Source organism: Pararhodobacter oceanensis, assembly GCF_003076755.1.
GTDB classification, from domain to species: Bacteria; Pseudomonadota; Alphaproteobacteria; order Rhodobacterales; family Rhodobacteraceae; genus Pararhodobacter; species Pararhodobacter oceanensis.
The window spans coordinates 429,679-447,022 of the sequence record NZ_QDKM01000002.1 but is presented as its reverse complement, the minus strand read 5'-3'; the positions used below and the strand labels follow the sequence as shown (position 1 = coordinate 447,022).

The 17,344-nt window shown below is 64.7% G+C and carries 15 protein-coding genes; 6 read left to right on the top strand and 9 right to left on the bottom strand.

The genetic code is table 11. The annotated features are described in order from the left end of the window. Nucleotides 1–65: 65 nt before the first annotated feature. Together DDE20_RS06490 and mce are read right to left on the bottom strand one after the other, a co-directional pair. Nucleotides 66–338, bottom strand: a complete 273-nt coding sequence (locus DDE20_RS06490) for a DUF1467 family protein (protein ID WP_116557642.1) — start codon at nucleotides 336–338, stop codon at nucleotides 66–68. Continuing rightward, nucleotides 338–742 carry a methylmalonyl-CoA epimerase gene (gene mce / locus DDE20_RS06485; protein WP_116557641.1) on the bottom strand — a complete coding sequence of 135 codons (405 nt, stop codon included), beginning with the start codon at nucleotides 740–742 and terminating at the stop codon, nucleotides 338–340. Before mce ends, DDE20_RS06490 begins: the two co-directional genes overlap by 1 nt. 178 nt (nucleotides 743–920) lie before the next feature. Between mce and DDE20_RS06480 the strand changes: the two genes are divergently transcribed. Then, the gene (locus DDE20_RS06480; RefSeq protein WP_133240325.1) at nucleotides 921–1,703 is read left to right on the top strand and encodes a response regulator; all 783 of its coding nucleotides are present in this window, start codon (nucleotides 921–923) and stop codon (nucleotides 1,701–1,703) included. 93 nt (nucleotides 1,704–1,796) lie between these two features. On the opposite strand, the gene DDE20_RS06475 is transcribed toward DDE20_RS06480, so the two are convergent. The 7 genes from DDE20_RS06475 to DDE20_RS06445 all read right to left on the bottom strand — a co-directional run bounded on the left by DDE20_RS06475 (nucleotide 1,797) and on the right by DDE20_RS06445 (nucleotide 11,564). Beyond that, nucleotides 1,797–2,678, bottom strand: a complete 882-nt coding sequence (locus DDE20_RS06475; protein WP_116557639.1) for a hypothetical protein — start codon at nucleotides 2,676–2,678, stop codon at nucleotides 1,797–1,799. Between the two features lie 13 nt (nucleotides 2,679–2,691). Beyond that, nucleotides 2,692–4,206 carry a hypothetical protein gene (locus DDE20_RS06470; protein WP_133240324.1) on the bottom strand — a complete coding sequence of 505 codons (1,515 nt, stop codon included), beginning with the start codon at nucleotides 4,204–4,206 and terminating at the stop codon, nucleotides 2,692–2,694. Further along, nucleotides 4,206–5,297 (bottom strand): family 8 glycosyl hydrolase, encoded by a 1,092-nt coding sequence (locus DDE20_RS06465; RefSeq protein ID WP_116557637.1) that lies wholly within the window; start codon nucleotides 5,295–5,297, stop codon nucleotides 4,206–4,208. The genes DDE20_RS06470 and DDE20_RS06465 overlap by 1 nt, the downstream gene beginning before the upstream one ends. Beyond that, nucleotides 5,294–7,549: a cellulose biosynthesis cyclic di-GMP-binding regulatory protein BcsB gene (locus DDE20_RS06460; RefSeq protein ID WP_165814437.1), complete on the bottom strand. Its 2,256-nt coding sequence runs from the start codon at nucleotides 7,547–7,549 to the stop codon at nucleotides 5,294–5,296. Before DDE20_RS06460 ends, DDE20_RS06465 begins: the two co-directional genes overlap by 4 nt. After that, entirely contained in the window at nucleotides 7,549–9,921 is a 2,373-nt protein-coding gene (gene bcsA, locus DDE20_RS06455) for a UDP-forming cellulose synthase catalytic subunit (RefSeq protein WP_240607869.1), read from the bottom strand. Before bcsA ends, DDE20_RS06460 begins: the two co-directional genes overlap by 1 nt. 101 nt (nucleotides 9,922–10,022) lie before the next feature. Then, entirely contained in the window at nucleotides 10,023–10,757 is a 735-nt protein-coding gene (gene bcsN / locus DDE20_RS06450; protein WP_116557634.1) for a cellulose biosynthesis protein BcsN, read from the bottom strand. A 372-nt stretch (nucleotides 10,758–11,129) separates the two neighbouring features. After that, complete coding sequence (locus tag DDE20_RS06445) at nucleotides 11,130–11,564, bottom strand: nucleoside deaminase (protein ID WP_116557878.1); 435 nt, start codon at nucleotides 11,562–11,564, stop codon at nucleotides 11,130–11,132. An 84-nt stretch (nucleotides 11,565–11,648) separates the two neighbouring features. Here DDE20_RS06445 and DDE20_RS06440 point away from each other — a divergent pair, with 84 nt between their 5' ends. The 5 genes from DDE20_RS06440 to DDE20_RS06420 all read left to right on the top strand — a co-directional run bounded on the left by DDE20_RS06440 (nucleotide 11,649) and on the right by DDE20_RS06420 (nucleotide 17,343). Beyond that, a complete protein-coding gene (locus DDE20_RS06440) occupies nucleotides 11,649–12,872 on the top strand; it encodes a pseudouridine synthase (protein WP_116557633.1) in 1,224 nt (407 codons plus the stop codon). Between the two features lie 188 nt (nucleotides 12,873–13,060). After that, nucleotides 13,061–13,993 carry a 5-bromo-4-chloroindolyl phosphate hydrolysis family protein gene (locus tag DDE20_RS06435; RefSeq protein ID WP_116557632.1) on the top strand — a complete coding sequence of 311 codons (933 nt, stop codon included), beginning with the start codon at nucleotides 13,061–13,063 and terminating at the stop codon, nucleotides 13,991–13,993. Nucleotides 13,994–14,039: 46 nt separating this feature from the next. After that, nucleotides 14,040–15,206, top strand: coding sequence for a toxic anion resistance protein (locus tag DDE20_RS06430; protein WP_116557631.1), 1,167 nt, complete (start codon nucleotides 14,040–14,042; stop codon nucleotides 15,204–15,206). 34 nt (nucleotides 15,207–15,240) lie between these two features. Continuing rightward, the gene (locus DDE20_RS06425) at nucleotides 15,241–16,164 is read left to right on the top strand and encodes a DUF2927 domain-containing protein (protein WP_116557630.1); all 924 of its coding nucleotides are present in this window, start codon (nucleotides 15,241–15,243) and stop codon (nucleotides 16,162–16,164) included. A gap of 51 nt (nucleotides 16,165–16,215) precedes the next feature. Continuing rightward, entirely contained in the window at nucleotides 16,216–17,343 is a 1,128-nt protein-coding gene (locus DDE20_RS06420; protein ID WP_116557629.1) for an SPFH domain-containing protein, read from the top strand. Nucleotide 17,344 lies beyond the last annotated feature (1 nt).

Here is a 17,344-nt window from a genome sequence, read left to right as displayed (position 1 = left end):
GCTTCTGCAGCGTTAACCGTTAGCGGTTAAAAGTTAACGGCTAATGGTTAACGGGGGCCGTTAACTTAGCCATTGGCCCAGCGGTTGATCACATCGATATCCTCCAGCGTGATCCCGCCGTAAACAATGGTCACATAGATCAGCACAAAGACCACCGTCGCGGCCACGGTGGTGATCACCAGTTTCTTGCGCAATTGCGGATTGACCGGCGCCGATGACGGCGTTCCGGCGACTTTCTCACCGGCCTCGCCCTGCGTGGTCAGCCGCAGGGGCAAAACCACCAAGAGGCTGATAAACCAGGCAAACGCATAGATCACAAAGGCGGAATACAGCGGCATCAGACCTGCTCCAATTCAATCAGGCAGCCGTTGAAATCTTTCGGATGCAGGAACAACACCGGCTTGCCATGGGCGCCGATTTTCGGCTCGCCGCTGCCCAGAATGCGCGCCCCCTCGCCCAGCAGCCGGTCACGGGCGGCAAGGATGTCATCGACCTCATAGCAAATATGGTGAATCCCGCCGGCGGGGTTCTTGGCCAGAAACCCGTTAATCGGGCTGTCCTCGCCCAGCGGGTAAAGCAGTTCGATCTTGGTGTTCGGCAGGGTGATAAACACCACCGTAACGCCGTGATCGGGCTCGTCTTGCGGGGCGCCGACATCGGCACCGAGAACCGAGCGATATTGCGCGGCGGCGGCGGTCAAATCCGGCACCGCGATGGCAACGTGGTTCAGGCGTCCGATCATAGGGGTCCTCGCAGGGGTCGGGGTTTCTATGGGTCTGACATATCGGGCGCGGGCGAAATTGCAAGTGGCACAGGGACGCAGCGGCGGGCGGCAGAGGGGTCTGCAGGGGGGCTGCGGGGCGCGTTTACCCCTCGTTAGGCAATGCGTGGCACAGTGAGTCGCGAGAGGAGCTGCCGCCTTGCCACATCTGTCGCCCGATAGGTCCCTGACGCCCGGCCCGCAGACCAGCCCGCTATCCGCTGCGTCAAATGGCCCCGCGCCGATGACCGATGAGCCCTTCATCCCCGGTTTTGCGATCCCGCCGCATACGATGCTGCTGGTCGAAGACAGCCGCCTTGCCGCCGAGGCGGTGCGGCTGATCTGTCGGCGCAGCGGTATCCGCCTGCGACGGGTGGAGACATTGGCCTCGGCGGCGCTGCATCTGAAAACCTATCGCCCCGATATCGTGCTGATTGACCTTGGTCTGCCGGATGGCTCGGGGCTGGATCTGATCCGCGCGCTGGCCGAATTGTCCGAGCGGCCCGAGCGTATCGTGGCGATCAGCGGCCATGACGAGATGCGCGAGGTGGCGCTTGATGCGGGGGCGGATGCGTTCCTGCTCAAACCGGTGAGCATGGCGCAGCATCTGCGCGCGCTGACCGGATATGCGCCGCTGCCCTCGGCGGATCTGGCGGCGATGGACCGCGCGCTGGGGCTTTGTGCGCAGGCGCGGTCGGGCCAGCGCAATGCCGGTGCCGACCCTTTGGCGCTGCGCGATGATCTGCGCAAGATGCGCGCGCTCTTGGGTGGGCCCGAGGGGCGGAGACATTTGCAATATGCGGGGCAGTTTCTGGTCTCGGTCGGGCGCGCGCTGGCGGATGAGGGGTTCGCCGAGGCGGCGCAAAGCGCGGTGGCGCGGGGCGATCCCGCGGCTTTGATGGCACTGATGGAGGAGCAGGAACCGGCCGGACCGTTGATTTAGGGCCCGCTATTGGGAGTTGGAGAATTGGCCGGTTGGGCCGCCGCTGTTGCGGATGTGTTCGAAGCGAGAGGTGCTGCAGGTGCCGGAACTTGGTTAACCGCCCTGCGGCTGCAGGGTATCGACGCCCTCGGTGCCGCAGATATCGGCCCATTCCGTGGCATAGCCGCGATCAAACCGCTGCATCGCCGATAGCGCCCAATCGGGCAGATCCGCACGCGGCACCGGCAGAGGTGCTGTGCCGTAGCGCTCGGCAAAGACCTGCGCGGTGCGGCGCAATTGTCCGGCGGTGCCGGGCGGGGTCTGGGTCAGATAGCGGCGCAGGCGCAGACGGGCCTCGGCGCTCAGGTCGAGCGCGGCGAAATCCAGCAGACCGGCGGCGGGCAATATCCGCTCGGGACCGGCGAGATGGGCCAGAATAGCGGGCCAGACCTGCGGCAGATCCTCATGCCGCCAGACCACCACACGCGCCTGCGGCAGATGCCGCCGGATCGCGGCGATGAGTTGCGCCCAAGGCAGGGTCTCGCCGCGCAGCATCGGCAGACGCGCGGGCGCGGCCTCGGGATCATCGGGCAATAGCGCGGGCAGGATGCCGCTGGCACAGCGCACCGCCAAAAGCACGGTGATCCGGCAGCGCGGAAAGAAGCTGCGCAGCCCGTAGAGGCGGCGCGCGACGTCTGTGACATAGAAGCCTTCGGGCGTGATCACATCCGCGGGGGCACCGATCAGACCGGGGGCGCTGAGCGCCAGCCAGCGGCGCTGCCCGCTGGCGCCGAGACCGCGCAACAGCGCCTCTTCGCGGGTAAAGGGATCGGCGTCGCGCTGTTGGTCCAGAGCCTCGGAGAGGCGGCGCAGAAACAGCCGTGGCGGCGGCGCGAGCACGCCCTGGCGTTCAAACTCGCTGCGGTTGCGGGCGATCCATCCGGCGATCAGCCCTTCGTCGGTGCCATGGGCGCCAAGATGAAGGACCAGATGCACCGCCCCGCCCGCCCTAGCCCGAGCTCAGCGCCGAACGCGCCGATTCAAGGCCGCTGCGGGTGTCATCGGTGGCCAATTCGCTGTGCAGACGGGTGAATTCATCGACCGCCAATTGCGCCTGCCCATTGTTGAGATAGGCATAGGCGCGCAGCATCGCGATATCGCGGCGCAGGGAGCCGGTGAGCTGCTCGAGCGCGTTGAAATAGGCGATCGATTGCGCGTATTCGCGGTTGTGATAGGCGCGGATGCCGCGCTGGTCGAGGATCGTGGTCTCCACCTCGAGCCGCTGCTGCTGGGTCAGATCGGTGGCGGCAGCGAGGCGGGCGCTTTCCTCGGTCATATTCAGCGACAGCGAGGTCAGGATCATGCCGAAACGCGCGTCGCGGGCGGTATTGCCACCCAGCGCCGAGCCGCGCTGCGCGACCTCGGTGAAACCGGCCAGAGCCTCGCCGGAGCGGTCGAGACTATAGGCGCACCACGAGCGTTCATAGAGCACTTCGAGCGAGCGCGGGCTGGCGGAGGCGGCGAGACAGGCCTGCCAATTGCCCTGTTCCTTCATCTGCCGCACGCGGGTAATCCGCCCGTCGCCGCGCAGGGGCAAGGGGCCAAGCCCGGTCGGCGCGCTGCTCAACGGTGCGCCCGGAGAGGTCGCCGCGGGGGCGGCGGCGCGCGGTGCAGAGGCGACGGCAGCGGTGGATGCGGCGGCGTTAGATGCGGCGGCGGGCGCGCTGCTGGCGGCGCGGCCGGTGGGGCTTTGGCCGCGACCGGCGCGCAGACGGTCCTCAAGCTCGTTCAGTGCATTGGTGCTGGACGGGGTGGTCTGCCGCGCCAGTTCGATCAGCGCGGTAATCTCGTCCAAAGACGCGACTTCATTGGCTTTTTCCAGCGTCGGCACGACATCGCTGAGGCGGGTGCAGGATTGCACGACGCCGCGGTAGGTGCTGAGCGCGTTCTGCGCCGCGCCGCCAGCCTCATAGAGTTCGGCGAGTTGCCAGGCGTTGTTGATCCGGTCGCAGCGCATCAGGGCGGGGGTGCGGCGGGCGGCGGCCAAGGCACCGGCGGCGTCGCGACTGGCATAGGCGGCGTCAAAGGCGGCCTGCGATTCGTTGATCTCGATCACCCGCAGCATTTCGGCATTGGGCGACCAGCCCGGCGTGCGGGCGCGGGCCTCGTCGATCAGCGCGCGGGCACCGGCGAAATCCTGACGCTCGATCCGTGCCCAGATCGGGCGTTCATCGACCGTGGCACTGGCGGTGGTGGCCATGGCGCGCAATTGGTTGACGTCGCCCGGCGGGGTCCAGCGCGGGAATTGCGCGCGCAAGCGGCGCATCTCGGCCTGCACCGAGCGCTGGTCGTCATTGTCGAGGTAATAGATCAGCGCCCGCAGGTCATCGGCCCCCGGCTCGGCGGTTTGGGCGAACCCCGCCACCGGCATCGCCAGCGACAGGGCCAGACCGGTCACGACGACCCGCGCCATCCGGCGCCAGTCGCGCGGCGCGGCTTTAGGAGTGGAAGGAAAGATAGGCATCAGATCGGCACGCATTGGGGGGTCACCTGGTTGGCGGCGATCATCGCAAACATCTGCAATGTCGCCGGATAATACGGCTGTGAAGGGTCGAAGGGCGGCATCAAAGAGCCGGTTTCGCCCGGGGTTCCGGCGCAGGAGACCAGCGCCGCAAGGGCGCGGTAACCGGGGTCATTGCTGGCCTCGAGCACGGTTCCCGAGGCCGGTTCGATGATCGTCGGCACCGGCACGCCGGGCTGCACGGTGCGGGTATAGACGCGCACCATCTGGGTCACCGCGGGGTGGTTATTGAGCCCCGACCAGACCAGATAGAGCGGCACCCGCATCGCCTCATAGCCGGTGTTGGCCGAGAAATCGGGCGCCGCGCTCATCCCCTGCGGGGTCACCTGCACCCAATCGGGCACCGGCCCGGTTTGCGCCAGACGCAAGAGGATCGATTCGGCGTTCTGCGCGGTGCGGGCGAGTTCGGCAACACCGGTGGCGGCGGCCACCTCGCGCATTGCCAGCGGCATCACATAGCTGGGGTTGAACACGATGCGGTCGGCATGGACAAAGCCTTGGGCTGCGGGCAGGAACACGGTTTCATTGGCACCCGGCGCCACCGGCATAATGCAGCGTTCGGCCAGCGATTGCGCGGTTTGCAGGGCGCGGGTCAGATAGCGCGGCTCGTTAAACCGCTGCGCCGCGCGCACCAGCCCCCAAGCATAAAAGAGATCGCCGTCCGAGGCGTTGTTGCTATCGGGCACCGGATTGACCTCACCCGGCAGATAGCGCCAAGCCAAGAGCCCGTCGCCGCGCACCGAGAGATTGGCCTCGGTCCAGTCAACGATCCGGTCGAACGCCGGTTGATCGCCGAATTCACTGGCCAGCACCGCGCCATACCCCTGCCCCTCGGAGTGGCTGGCGTTGCGTTGCAGCCCGTCAACCACACGGCCATCGGGTTGCAGGAAACTGTCGCGCCACGCCTGCCAGAGCGGCATCGCGGTCTCGGTCAGATCGCTGGTCAACAGCCCCTGCGCCGCGCCGCTGCCAGCCCCGGCCATGGCGAGGGCGGGTGCAGCACCCATAACGGTCAAAAAGCGGCGTCGGTTCATTCTCGGTGCTCCCGCGTTGCGATCACAAGTCTAAGCGCAAAGAGCGCCGAAATAAGGGCGAAGAGGAACAATCCCGCGACATAGCGGATTGGCGTCGCCGAGACGAAATTGCCGACCACATAGCGCATATTGCCCAGCGTCACCGGCTCCAGCAGCACCGGCTGGCGGTCGGGGGCGACCCAGCTATGCCAGACGCCCTCGCGGTCGAGGATCGAGACCTGCCCGCGCGGTCCCTCGGCATTGGTGCGCGCGGCGACCAGCGCCGAGGAAATCGCGCTGATATCGCTGTCGGGGGCGCGTAACATCCAGATTTGATTGGCCTGCGAGGGGTCAAGCTGGATCAACACCGCCTGCCCGCGCTGCTCCAACAGCCAGTTCTCCAGCAAGGTGCCCGAGCGCGGGTGCAGCCATTGCAGGGTGGCGTCAAACCCGCCGCGCAGCCAGTCCCAGCTACGCGCAAAACCGGCGCCGGTCTCGCGCCGTTCGGTCATCCGCAAGAGCGAGTTCTGTCCGGGATCGGCGGCGGCAATCGGGCCGGCCTCGGGGTTTTGCAGCAGCACATTCTCGACCGCGCGGCGCGAGAACTGGTAGGTGCCCATCGGGATCGAGCCGAGATCTTCGAGCGACAGCAGATGCAGCCGCGGGTTCAGCGCTGCGGTCTGCGCATTCTCGCCACCGGTGAGCGCGGCGCGCAGGGTCACCACATCGTTGCTGTCAAAGGAACGCATGGTCATATCATTGACCTGCAGGCTGTCCGGGGTCAGCCCCGAAAAAGCCAGATGCATATCGGGCAGATACATCGACGGGCTATAGGGCACCTGCAGGGTCGAGCCCTGCCCGATCGCCACCATCGCCGCGTCCTGCGTCGGACAGGGCAGATCGGCGGGGCTGCCGGGAATGATCGTCTCGAAGGTCAGCGTGTTCATCCCCGAGCGCAGGAACCGCGCCTCGAAGCTGAGCGGGAATTGCTCGATCAACTGGCCGCCCTCGCCGCGCAGGGGCAAAAGCCGCATGTTGTTGCCGTTGATATGCACCAAGAGCATCGAGCCGCTGGGCAGATCGGGGATATAGATATAGTCGAGTTTGATTTCCGCCTTGTCGTTGGTCAGCACGACATAGTCTTCGGGTAGGCGAAAGCGCTGTTCGATCAGCGCATAGCGGTCGCGGACCTCGGTGGTGCGAAAGCCGAATTCCGAGAAGGCAACGGGCCGCTGGGTGTCGATCAGCGCGGGCTGCGCGCGCTCAGATATGCGCGGCAGGATATCGGTAAATTCAGGGAGTGCGGTCGGGCGCTGGCCGGGAATAAACTCGACCACCATCACCTGCGCGCCATCGCCCGAGGTGCGGAAGGTGACGCTATTGGCGCTGCCCGGCAGGAAGGTGATCCGCGCGGCTGACCGCGCCGCGCCCTGCACGCTCCAGTATCGGGTAAAGCGGAAGGGAATGGGATCACCGCCAAGAGACGCGGAAATCCGCTGGGTGATCTGCGAGATCCATTCATCGCGGTAATCGGTCAGCCCCTCGGCGCCGCGGATTTCAATCCCCGAGCCGGTGGCCGCTGCCGCCGCGATCCCCATCATAAAGCCGTCCTGCCCCGAAATCCCGTCAGCAGAGGCCAGAACCGCGCCGGAATTGGCCAGATCAATATCCGACCAGAGCGCAAAGGACGCCTCGGGACCGCAGTAAATCCGGTGGTATTGGATCAATTCGATGCGCACATGGTTTTGCCCCGGCAAGACCACCGAGGAGCCGACCGGAAACTCGACAACGCCGAATTCGGTGAAATGCTCCAGCCGCCCCTCGCCGACCAGCGTGTCGTTGATATAGGCGCGAAAACGCGAGCGTTCGGGCAGGATGTTGATCGAGGATTGGGTGGCGAGGCGCAGCGCCTGCATCTGGCCGGGATTGGGCACAAACAGCGCGAAATCCAGCGTCCGGCTTTCGCCGTCAAAGCGGATCGCGCTGCCAGCGGGACGCCCGCGCGCCTCGACCGGCCGCAGCGGGCTGATCACCGAAGGGTCGATCGCCACCGGCTCGATATGGGTGCCGCGGTGGCTGCTGGCCTCGAAACGGTCGGCGGTCAGCTGGTCAAGGGTGGCGGCGTCGATCTCGGTCATCTCGCCGTCCAGCGGCAGCGGGATCAGCGCCTGCGCGGCGGCGATCTGCGGGCTGGCGGCCAACAAAGCCGCAGCGGTCAGACCGAATGCGGCTTGGCGGGAATAGCGGGTGCGCAACGGGGTGAACAGCGGCATCATGCGCTCCCCCCCTGCGGGCCCTGTGCGGGATGCGCACCGGGCATGGTCGGCGCCTGCCCCTGCGCGATGGCGGCCTGCAACAGCGAGACCGGACGCCCGCTGGGCGGCGGATCGAAGGCCTCGCCAAAGGCCAGAAGATGCGCCGGCTGGCTTTCGACCACGACGATTTTCTCTTCGCGGGCGGCCACACGCTTGAGACGCGCGGGCTCATCGGCGAGGGCGCGCAAGGTGTTGACGATCCCCTCGACCGAGAGTTTGAGCACGTAAAGCATGCCGACAATCAGCCCCATTTTCTTGTTGCGGGTGGCGCGGATCGCCTCCCATGAGGCGCTATCGCCAAAGATCATATGGGCCACGGTCTCGCGCACCACCATCGGCTGCGCGGGGTCGAAGCGGACGCCCACCGCCACCGAATCGCCCTCGCGGATCACCGATTGCACCTGCACGCGCACGGCGTTTTCCAGATGCGGGGATTTGGGGAATTCGGGGGTGAAATAGAAGGTCTCGCCCTTGACCGGCAGCGGCGAGGCGGCGCCATCCGGGGTCGAACGCGGGCGCAAGACGATGCGGCAACCCGAGGTCGAGGCATCAACCACGGTGGCGCTTTGGAACACCGGCGTATTGCCGCCCAGCGCCACGGTGGCCGAGATATTGGTCGGCACGCGGGGCACCTGACGGCGTTGCTGGCGCTCAGAGATTGCCCGCAGCGCGGCGCCGACCAGCAGGAAGTTGTAGACCGCCCAGCCGCCCACCACCATGATGATATTGTGATCGCCGGGATAGAGGAACCAGCGCACCGCCGCCGCGACCACGCCCAGCAGGGTGAGCACGAAGATCAGCACCAAGGGCTTGTAGATCGGCGAGACGAAATCCTCTTCGAGAATTTCATCCTTGGCGGTGACGTTGAATTTCGCGCCGCGCGGATTGGCGACGGTCTTGAAGATCGCTTTCGACAGGTAAGGCGCCTGCGCGGTCTCGTAGATTTCCGAGATCAGCGGCCAGCGCACTTTGCCGTAAAGCGCGTTCTGGATCATGAAGTTCACCGCCATATAGCTGGTCATATAGACCGCGACTTCCTCGATCGTGGCGACGAAGATTTGCAGGCCAAAGAACAGATAGGCGAGCGGCGCGAGGATGAAGGTCATCCGCACCAGCGGGAACAGCCAGAAGGTCATCGAATTGAGGTAGCACAGCCGCTGGGTAAAGCTGAGCCCCTTGCCGCGCAGCGGGTTTTTCAGGATCAACAGCTGCATCATGCCGGTCGCCCAGCGTCCGCGTTGCTCGATGAAGGAGACAAAGGTTTCGGGCTGCAGACCGGCAATCATCGCGTGATCGACATAGATGGATTTCCAGCCGTTGCGGTGGATCTGCAGCGCGGTCTCGGCATCCTCGGTGATCGTGTCACCGGCAAAACCGCCAGCCTCGTCAAGGGCTTGGCGGCGCAAAACAGCAGCCGATCCGCAAAAGAACGCACCGCCCCAGCGGTCGAGGCCGCGGTGGCTGAGATGGTAGAACATCTCGTTTTCCGGCGGGCAATCGTCGCGGAAACCGACATTGCGGTCAATCGGATCGGGGTTGAGAAAGAAATGCGGCGTCTGCACCAAAAACAGCTTGGGGTCCTCAACGAAATAACCAACCGTGCGCGCCAGAAAATCGCGGCTCGGCACGTGGTCGGCGTCAAACACCACCACCAGTTCGCCGTTCTGCTTTTCCAAGGCTGCCGACATATTGCCGGCCTTGGCGTGTTCATTGCGCGGGCGGGTCGAATAGACCACGCCCAGCTCATTGCACAGCGCGATCATATCGCGGCGGCGCTTGCGCGATGCCTCGGCAATCTCGGGGTTTTCGTGGTTGCAACGCTGGTCGGTGCCGCCGTCATCGCAGAGGATCACGGTGCGTTTATGCGCCGGATAATGCATGTTTTTCGCCGCCGAGAGGGTCACGGCGAGCATTTCGATCGGCTCGTTATAAGAGGGCACGAGGATATCGACGGTGGGCAGATCGCGCGCCGCGACCTTGGGCGGCAACCCGCGTTTGATCGGGTCGGCGGTCATAAAGCCGGACAGAAAGAACACCGCGATGGCATAGGTTTCGACGAAGAACAGAAAGATCGCGGGGATGAACGAGATCGGATCGTCAATCGGCGGCAGGGTCTCGGTCACCCGCCAGGCCCAGTAGCGCATGACCAGCGTCGAGGCGACCGACATCATCGCGAAACGCGCGACCATCGAGTCCATCGCCACCGGTTTCAGCGCCGCGACCACGATCACCGAGGCAATGCCCAGCGTGGCCTGCACCTGAATCGAGGTCGGCACGCTGACCAGCGCCGCAATCAGCCCGAGCACAAGGATCCACAGGATCAAATTCACTGCGTTTGCGGCTGACAGGGATCTGGTCCCGATCAATTTTGCCATTGCTGCGTTCCCTCAAGTAACTCTTTAACCAATTTGCCGATTCCGGCGTTCAATAATCAGCTTCTAGGCGCAGCATAGGGCGAAAGTGTGAAACTCCCGGGGCGAACTGTGCCGCCGACGCCCAAAGCCCGCTCGCTCATCGGGGCCAGCGCCTGTTCGACGGTGCCATTGACGCAGTTGCGCATCACCACATCCAGCGCGCTGGTGCCCTGCGGCAGGGGACGCGCGCCGACGCCGAGACGGCGCAGCACGAGCACGCAATTGGTGCCGGTGCCAAGGGTCTCAGAGGCATAGACAAAGCGGCCCAGACTATCGTTGCCCGAGCGCATATCCGCCGCCGAGGCGCGGGTGAAGGGCACCGGCAGCCCGCCGAAACGGGTGGCGACCTCATCGAAATTGAACTCTTCGAGCCGCGAGCTATCGGCGGTCTGGGCGCGGATATGCAGCACATTATCGCCGGTGATCGAGGTCTCATTGGGCAGCACGATACGCTGTTCGATGGCGCCGCCGAGGTTGCGCTCAAACACGATCACCGCATCGGGGGCGTTGACCATCGTGCGCGAGGCCGGAACGATGGTATATTCGACGGTCTGTTCGAGGGTCTCGATCTGCGGGTTCCGCGCGCTGCCGAGAAACCGGTAAATGCCGGTCGAGGCGCGGTCGCCGCTGGTCTGCGAACAGCCCGCCAGCACCGTGGCCACAGCAAGCGCGGCGATCAGCCCCTTTTGCCGGATATTCGTGTGCCGGATTTTCGTGTGCCAGTTTTTCGCGATGGTGCCGCCAGAGGTCACAAGCCGAGCCTTCCGGGGGTGAGGGATCGCTGGATGGAGGGGGGCCATTGCCCGTTCATTGCGCATCTTGGTGCCTGCTCTGCCATGTGTATCCCAGACAGAGAGTTCAGCAAGATTGCGCACCGGCTCCGGTTGACGAAATGCCAACCCAGCGCCCGGTCACGAGCTTGTTTCTGCCTCTGCCTCGATCGTTTGTTTTTCCCAGAGTTTAGTGAGTTTGCCCAAATCGCGCAATCCTCTTTCGTGGTAAGGGTTAAGGCGCCCCCTGCCCCGCCGGTTTCGCAAAGGTTTCGCGGCGCAAATGGCACAGATTGAGGCGCGGCGCGCGGGGATGCGCATATCTGGGTGGCAGAGCGGCCACTTGCGGCGCGATCAGCCGCGCAGTCTGGCGAAAAACCCGCGCAGCAATTCGGCGCTTTCGACCTCGGCGATACCCTCATAGACCTCGGGCGCGTGGTGGCATTGCGGGTGGTGGAACACCCTCGGCCCCTGCGCGACGCCGCCGGATTTGGCATCGCTGGCACCATAGTAAAGCGTCGCGATACGGGCAAAGCTGATCGCGGCGGCGCACATCGGGCATGGCTCGAGCGTCACCCAGAGCGCATGACCGGGCAGACGCTCGCTTTGCGCGGCTTGGCAGGCGGCGCGCAGGGCCAGAACCTCGGCATGGGCGCTGGGATCGCTCAACTCGCGGGTGCGGTTTCCGGCCTGCGCCACCACCACGCCTTTGGGGTCGGTGATCACCGCGCCCACCGGCACTTCGCCACGCGCAAAGGCGGCGCGCGCCTCGGCAAGTGCGATTGACATGGGGCTTGCAAACCGGTTCATGGGGGGTTGATGCCTGCGCCTGCCGCGCAGCGCAAGCCCGCCCCTTTAAAGACAGGCAAGCAGATGTCCAAATCGCCCGTAAATCCCCCGAGGGACAGCCATGGCAAAGCGCCCCAAAAGCGCGGTGCGAAGCCCTTGGCGCGGGCCGGCGCGGCGGCTGCTGCAGCCCCCGAGGGCGCGGTGAAATCCGGCGACCGGATCGCGAAAGTGCTGGCGCGGGTCGGCGTGTCCTCACGGCGCGGGGCCGAGGCGATGATCGAAGAGGGACGGGTCAGCGTCAACGGCGTGGTGATCGACAGCCCGGCGCTCAATGTCACCGCCCGCGACAAGATCGCGGTGGATGGCGCGCCCATTGGCAAGCCCGAGCCGGTGCGCGTCTGGCTCTATAACAAACCGCTGGGTCTGGTGACCTCGGAGCGTGACGAGAAGGGCCGGACCACGGTGTTCGAGACCCTGCCCGAGGATTTGCCGCGGGTGATGTCGGTCGGGCGGCTGGATTTGAACTCGGAAGGCTTGCTCTTGCTGACCAATGACGGCGATCTCAAGCGGCGGCTTGAACTGCCCTCGACCGGCTGGCTGCGCAAATACCGCGCGCGGGTGAATGGCACACCGACCGAGGCGATGCTGGAGCCGCTGCGCCGCGGGATCAACATTGATGGCGAGCAGTTCCAGCCGATGATGGTGACAATCGACAAGCAACAGGGCGCCAACGCATGGCTGTCGGTGGGCATCCGCGAGGGGCGCAACCGCGAGGTGCGGCGCGCGATGGATCATGTGGGTCTGGCGGTTAACCGTTTGATTCGCGTGGCTTACGGGCCGTTCCAATTGGGCAACCTGCGTGCCGGTGAGGTCGAGGAACTGCGCCCGCGCTCGCTGCGTGACCAGCTGGGGCTGGCGGCGGATGAGGTGGCCGAGGGGCGCGCCGGTCCGGCGGTGCAATCACGGCTACCGGAGACGCGCGGCAAGACAGATGCGCGCGGGAAACCCGAGGCGCGCGGCAAGACGGGGCCGAAAGCCGCAGGGCAACCGGCGCGCAAACCGGTGGGTAAGCCGATGGGCAAACCGATGGGCAAGCGGGCGGGCGGGCCGATGGATGAGAGCGCTCCGGCGGCGGGGCGCAAATCATGGGGCAGTAAATCCCACGGCGGCGCCACGGGTGGCAAACCCTCAAGCCGCGGCAAAGCGGGTGGCGCTCCGGCGGGCAAAGCCGCCGCGCCCAAGTCATGGGGCACGAAATCCGCCCGCAGCACCCAAACCACGCCGCGCAAGCCGCCGACGGGACGTTAACGCGCATCAATGCTTCCCAAGCGGCGAAAAACCCGCGTATAGTCTTGAAATCATGGCCTCGAACGCGAAGATTGAGGGGCCATGCAACCAACAGGGACGCGCTTGTGACTTCAAACGGACTGCGAAACACCGCCTATATCCTGCTTCTGGCGCTGACCATCTATGTTTGGTTCGTGGGGGGCTAAGGCATGGCGCGACGTTTTGGCGGTCAATACAGCCCCGATCCCGAGGCCCGCGAGGCGCTGAACACAGGCGCCAGACCCGCGACGACAGGCAGCGCGCGCAAGGCTCCGGTGCCGATGAAACGGGTCAATCCGGTAGGCGCGCGGGTCAACCTTTTGTTTATTCTGCCGTTTCTCTGGGCTTTCAGCGCGTTTTTCCGCGATCCGGCGGGGATGATCCAGCATCTGGGCGTCTTCGCCCTGTTGATCCTTGCGGCATGGTTAACTCGCGAGGGGGTGATCGCGCAGGACGCCTATGCGCAGCGCCGCATCGCGCGGCGTCCGGCAATCCCGCGCAAGATTTTCGCCTCGGTGGCGACGGGCTTGGGCCTTGGGCTGGCCGGTTTTGGCACCGAGGGCGGTCTCTATGTCTCGGCGATTTTCGGTGTCGTCGGCGCGGTGTTGCACAGCGCCTCCTTCGGCTTTGACCCTCTGTCCGACAAGGGCATGGAGGGGATCGACGAATTCCAGACCGAACGCGTGGCCCGCGCCGTCGAGGGCGCCGAAGAGCAACTTGCGGCGATGTCGGATGCGATCAAACGCGCCAAGGACCGCAAGGTCGAAGCGCGGCTCGGAGGCTTTCAAACCCATGTGCGCAGCCTCTTGCGGGCGGTGGAAAACGACCCCGCACAACTGAGCGCAGCGCGGCGCTATCTGGGGATTTACCTGCGCGGCGCGCGTGACGCGACGGTGAAATTTGCCGATCTTTATGGCCGCACCCGCGACGCGGAGGCGCGCGCCGATTACATCGCGCTGCTTGATGATTTGGAAGAGAACTTTATGCTGCGGACCGAGACTTTGATCGACAGCGACCGCCAACAGCTGGAAATCGAGATTGACGTGCTGCAAGAACGCCTCGAACGTGAGGGTGTGCGCCCCACGGACCCCGACAAAATCTGACCCGGTCTCCGGTGTCATCCCGTCATCCACAAGAAAGGAGCCGCCAATGTCCGAGCAGGTGCGCCAACAGGCCAAAGAACTGACCACCGCGATCGAAGAAGCCGCATTGATGCGGTTGCCCGAACCCGCCGCCGATATCGTGCCGCTGGAGGCCGCCGACGCCACCGACGCCGAGGGTATCCGCACGCGGATGGCGGAAATCGACATCGGCTCGACCAGCTCGATCATCGGCTTCGGCTCGCGCGCGCAGCTTGAGTTGCAGACGATCTCGCAGGCGATGCTGACCGATGTGCGCAACAAGGATGTCGGCCCCGCCGGTGACAGTCTGCGCCAGATCGTGACCACCATCCGCGGCTTTAGCGTCAGCGAACTCGACACCCGCCGCGACCGCTCATGGTGGGAGCGTCTGACCGGCAAAGCCGCGCCGCTGGCCAATTTCATGGCCCGCTACGAGACCGTGCAAAGCCAGATCGACAATATTTCCGACAATCTTCTCAGCCATGAAACGGTGCTGCTGAAAGACATCAAGTCCTTGGATTTGCTGTATGAAAAGACCCTCGATTTCTACAATGAGCTGGCCCTATACATCGCCGCCGGTGAAGAAAAGCTGAAAGAACTCGACAGCGTCGACATTCCGGCGAAAGACGCCGAGGTGCAGGCCGCCAGCGAGAACGAGACGATCATCAAGGCGCAGGAATTGCGCGATCTGCGTGCTGCGCGCGATGATCTGGAGCGCCGCGTGCATGACCTGAAGCTGACGCGGCAGGTGACCATGCAGTCGCTGCCCTCGATCCGGCTGGTGCAGGAAAACGACAAATCGCTGGTCACCAAGATCAACTCGACCTTGGTCAATACCGTGCCCCTGTGGGAGACCCAGCTGGCGCAATCGCTGACAATCCAGCGCTCGAAAGAAGCGGCGCAATCGATCCGCGAGGCGAATGATCTGACCAATGAATTGCTCAGCCGCAACGCCGACGGGCTGCGCGAGGCGAACCGCGAGGTGCGTGAGCAGATGGAGCGCGGCGTGTTTGATATCGAAGCGGTGAAACACGCCAATGAGCAGTTGATCGCGACGATCCAAGACAGTCTCGAGATCGCCGACGCGGGCAAGGCCAAACGCGCCGCCGCCGAGGAAGAGCTGCGCAAGATGGAATCCGAGCTGCGCGATTCGCTGTCGGCAGCCAAGGCTCGTGACACCGCGCCCTCGCCTTGATCCCCCTGCCCTGACCGGGCGGGCGCGGGCGCTTATGGCGCTCGCCGCTCTGGTATTTGCCGCCGGTTGCGCCTCGTTGCAGGGCAATCAAGGGGTGGTGCGCTCGGCCGCTGCCCCGGCACGACCGGCGGAAAACCTGACCACCGACCCGCTGTCGGCGGAACTGGCCGATTATTACAGCCGCATTGAAACCCAGCGTGTGGCGAATAATCTGATGCGTCAGGACAGTGGCGCCGATGAGGTGCCGCTTTCGGCGTCGCGGCTGGCGCAGACCTATCTGGATGTGGCGCTGCGCGAGGAACATATCCGCGGCCCTTTGGGGTTTGGCGGCAATGCGGCCAGCGTGTTGCGGCGTTGGCAGGTGCCGGTGACCTATGTGTTGGAGTTCGGCCCGACGGTCAGCCGCGCGACACGCGCGCGTGATCACCGCGAGGTCGGGCAATTGGCCCGCCGCCTTGCCCGCGCCTCGGGGCATCCGATTTCACTGGCGCCTTTCGGCACGACACAGGGCAATTTCCACGTGCTGGTGCTCTCGGAATCCGAACGCCGCGCCTCGGGTCCGAGGCTGCGCGAATTGGTGCCCGGCATTGATGACGGCGCGGTGCGCCTGATCACCGAAATGCCGCGCGAGACCTTCTGTCTGGTCATCGCCTTTTCGCGCGATGGCGGCGCGGTCTACTCCGAAGCGGTGGCGGTGATCCGCGCCGAACATCCCGATTTGACCCGTCTCGCCTGCTATCACGAAGAATTGACCCAAGGGTTGGGCCTTGCCTCGGATAGTGACAGCGCCCGCCCGTCGATCTTTAACGACGATCAGGAATTCGCCCTGATCACCGAGCATGACCTGAATTTACTGACAATTCATTACAACCCAAGGCTGAGACCGGGGATGACCGCCGCCCGCGCCCGCCCGATTGTGTTTTCGATTGCCTCCGAACTTGCACCGGGCGAGAGTTGACGGCACATTACCCCCCAAAGCCTTGAGCGTGTATTTCCGCAGGAGTGTCTAATGGTATTTAATTTCCTTAAAGGTCAATTCATTGACGTTATCGAGTGGCTCGACGACAGCCGCGATACGCTGGTTTACCGCTTTGAGCGCTACGGCAATAATATTATGATGGGCGCCAAGCTGACCGTCCGCGAGGGTCAGGCGGCGGTGTTCATCCACGAAGGCCAGATGGCGGATATTTTCGGCCCCGGCCTGTATGAGCTGCAGACCAACAATATGCCGCTGATGACCGCGCTGCAGCATTGGAGCCACGGGTTCGACTCGCCGTTCAAATCCGAGATCTATTTCGTCAACACCCGCCGCTTTCCCGGCCTGAAATGGGGCACGCAAAACCCGATCATGCTGCGCGATCCCGAGTTCGGCGCGCTGCGGCTGCGGGCGTTCGGCAGCTATACGATCCGGGTGCAGGATCCGGGCGTGTTCATGACCGAGATTGTCGGCACCGATGGCGAATTTACCGAGGATGAAATCTCAGGCCAGATCCGCAATATCGTGGTGCAAAAGGTCAGCCAGACACTGGCCAGCAGCGGCATTGCGGCGCTGGATATGGCGGCCAATACCAGCGATCTGTCGCGGATTGTCGGCGAGGCCATCGACCCGACGCTGAAGGATTACGGGCTGTCGATGCCCGAATTGTATATTGAAAACATCTCCCTACCGCCCGAGGTCGAGAAAGTGCTCGATCAGCGCAGCTCGATGGGGATCGTCGGCGATCTGAACAAATACAGCCAGTTTTCCGCCGCACAGGCGATGCAGACCGCGGCTTCGGCAGGCGGCGACAACGCGATGGGCGCGGGGCTTGGCATGGGCATGGGGATGGGCATGGCGCAGACCATGGCCAATGCGATGTCGGGCAACAACCAGCAATCGGGCGGCGCGCCTTCGGCCTCCGCACCACCACCGCCACCGCCGCCCCCAGCGGCGACGGTCTGGCATGTGGCGGCGAACGGCCAGACCACCGGCCCGTTCACCGACAGCCAGCTGCGCGAGATGATGAGCCAAGGCAATTTCGGCCGCGATTCAATGGTCTGGACCGCCGGTCAGGACGGCTGGAAAAAGGCCGGTGAGGTGGGCGGTTTGGCGCCAATCTTTGCCTCGGTGCCGCCGCCGCCCCCGCCGGCGGGCTAAG

Coding starts and splice junctions, on each gene's coding strand:
- DDE20_RS06460 (WP_165814437.1), bottom strand. CDS start 7,549: ATGCCGCTGTTCACCCCGTTGCGCACCCGCTATTCCCGCCAAGCCGCA.
- DDE20_RS06490 (WP_116557642.1), bottom strand. CDS start 338: ATGCCGCTGTATTCCGCCTTTGTGATCTATGCGTTTGCCTGGTTTATC.
- mce (WP_116557641.1), bottom strand. CDS start 742: ATGATCGGACGCCTGAACCACGTTGCCATCGCGGTGCCGGATTTGACC.
- DDE20_RS06435 (WP_116557632.1), top strand. CDS start 13,061: ATGGCGCGACGTTTTGGCGGTCAATACAGCCCCGATCCCGAGGCCCGC.
- DDE20_RS06430 (WP_116557631.1), top strand. CDS start 14,040: ATGTCCGAGCAGGTGCGCCAACAGGCCAAAGAACTGACCACCGCGATC.
- DDE20_RS06440 (WP_116557633.1), top strand. CDS start 11,649: ATGTCCAAATCGCCCGTAAATCCCCCGAGGGACAGCCATGGCAAAGCG.
- DDE20_RS06420 (WP_116557629.1), top strand. CDS start 16,216: ATGGTATTTAATTTCCTTAAAGGTCAATTCATTGACGTTATCGAGTGG.
- DDE20_RS06465 (WP_116557637.1), bottom strand. CDS start 5,297: ATGAACCGACGCCGCTTTTTGACCGTTATGGGTGCTGCACCCGCCCTC.
- DDE20_RS06425 (WP_116557630.1), top strand. CDS start 15,241: ATGGCGCTCGCCGCTCTGGTATTTGCCGCCGGTTGCGCCTCGTTGCAG.
- DDE20_RS06445 (WP_116557878.1), bottom strand. CDS start 11,564: ATGTCAATCGCACTTGCCGAGGCGCGCGCCGCCTTTGCGCGTGGCGAA.
- DDE20_RS06470 (WP_133240324.1), bottom strand. CDS start 4,206: ATGCCTATCTTTCCTTCCACTCCTAAAGCCGCGCCGCGCGACTGGCGC.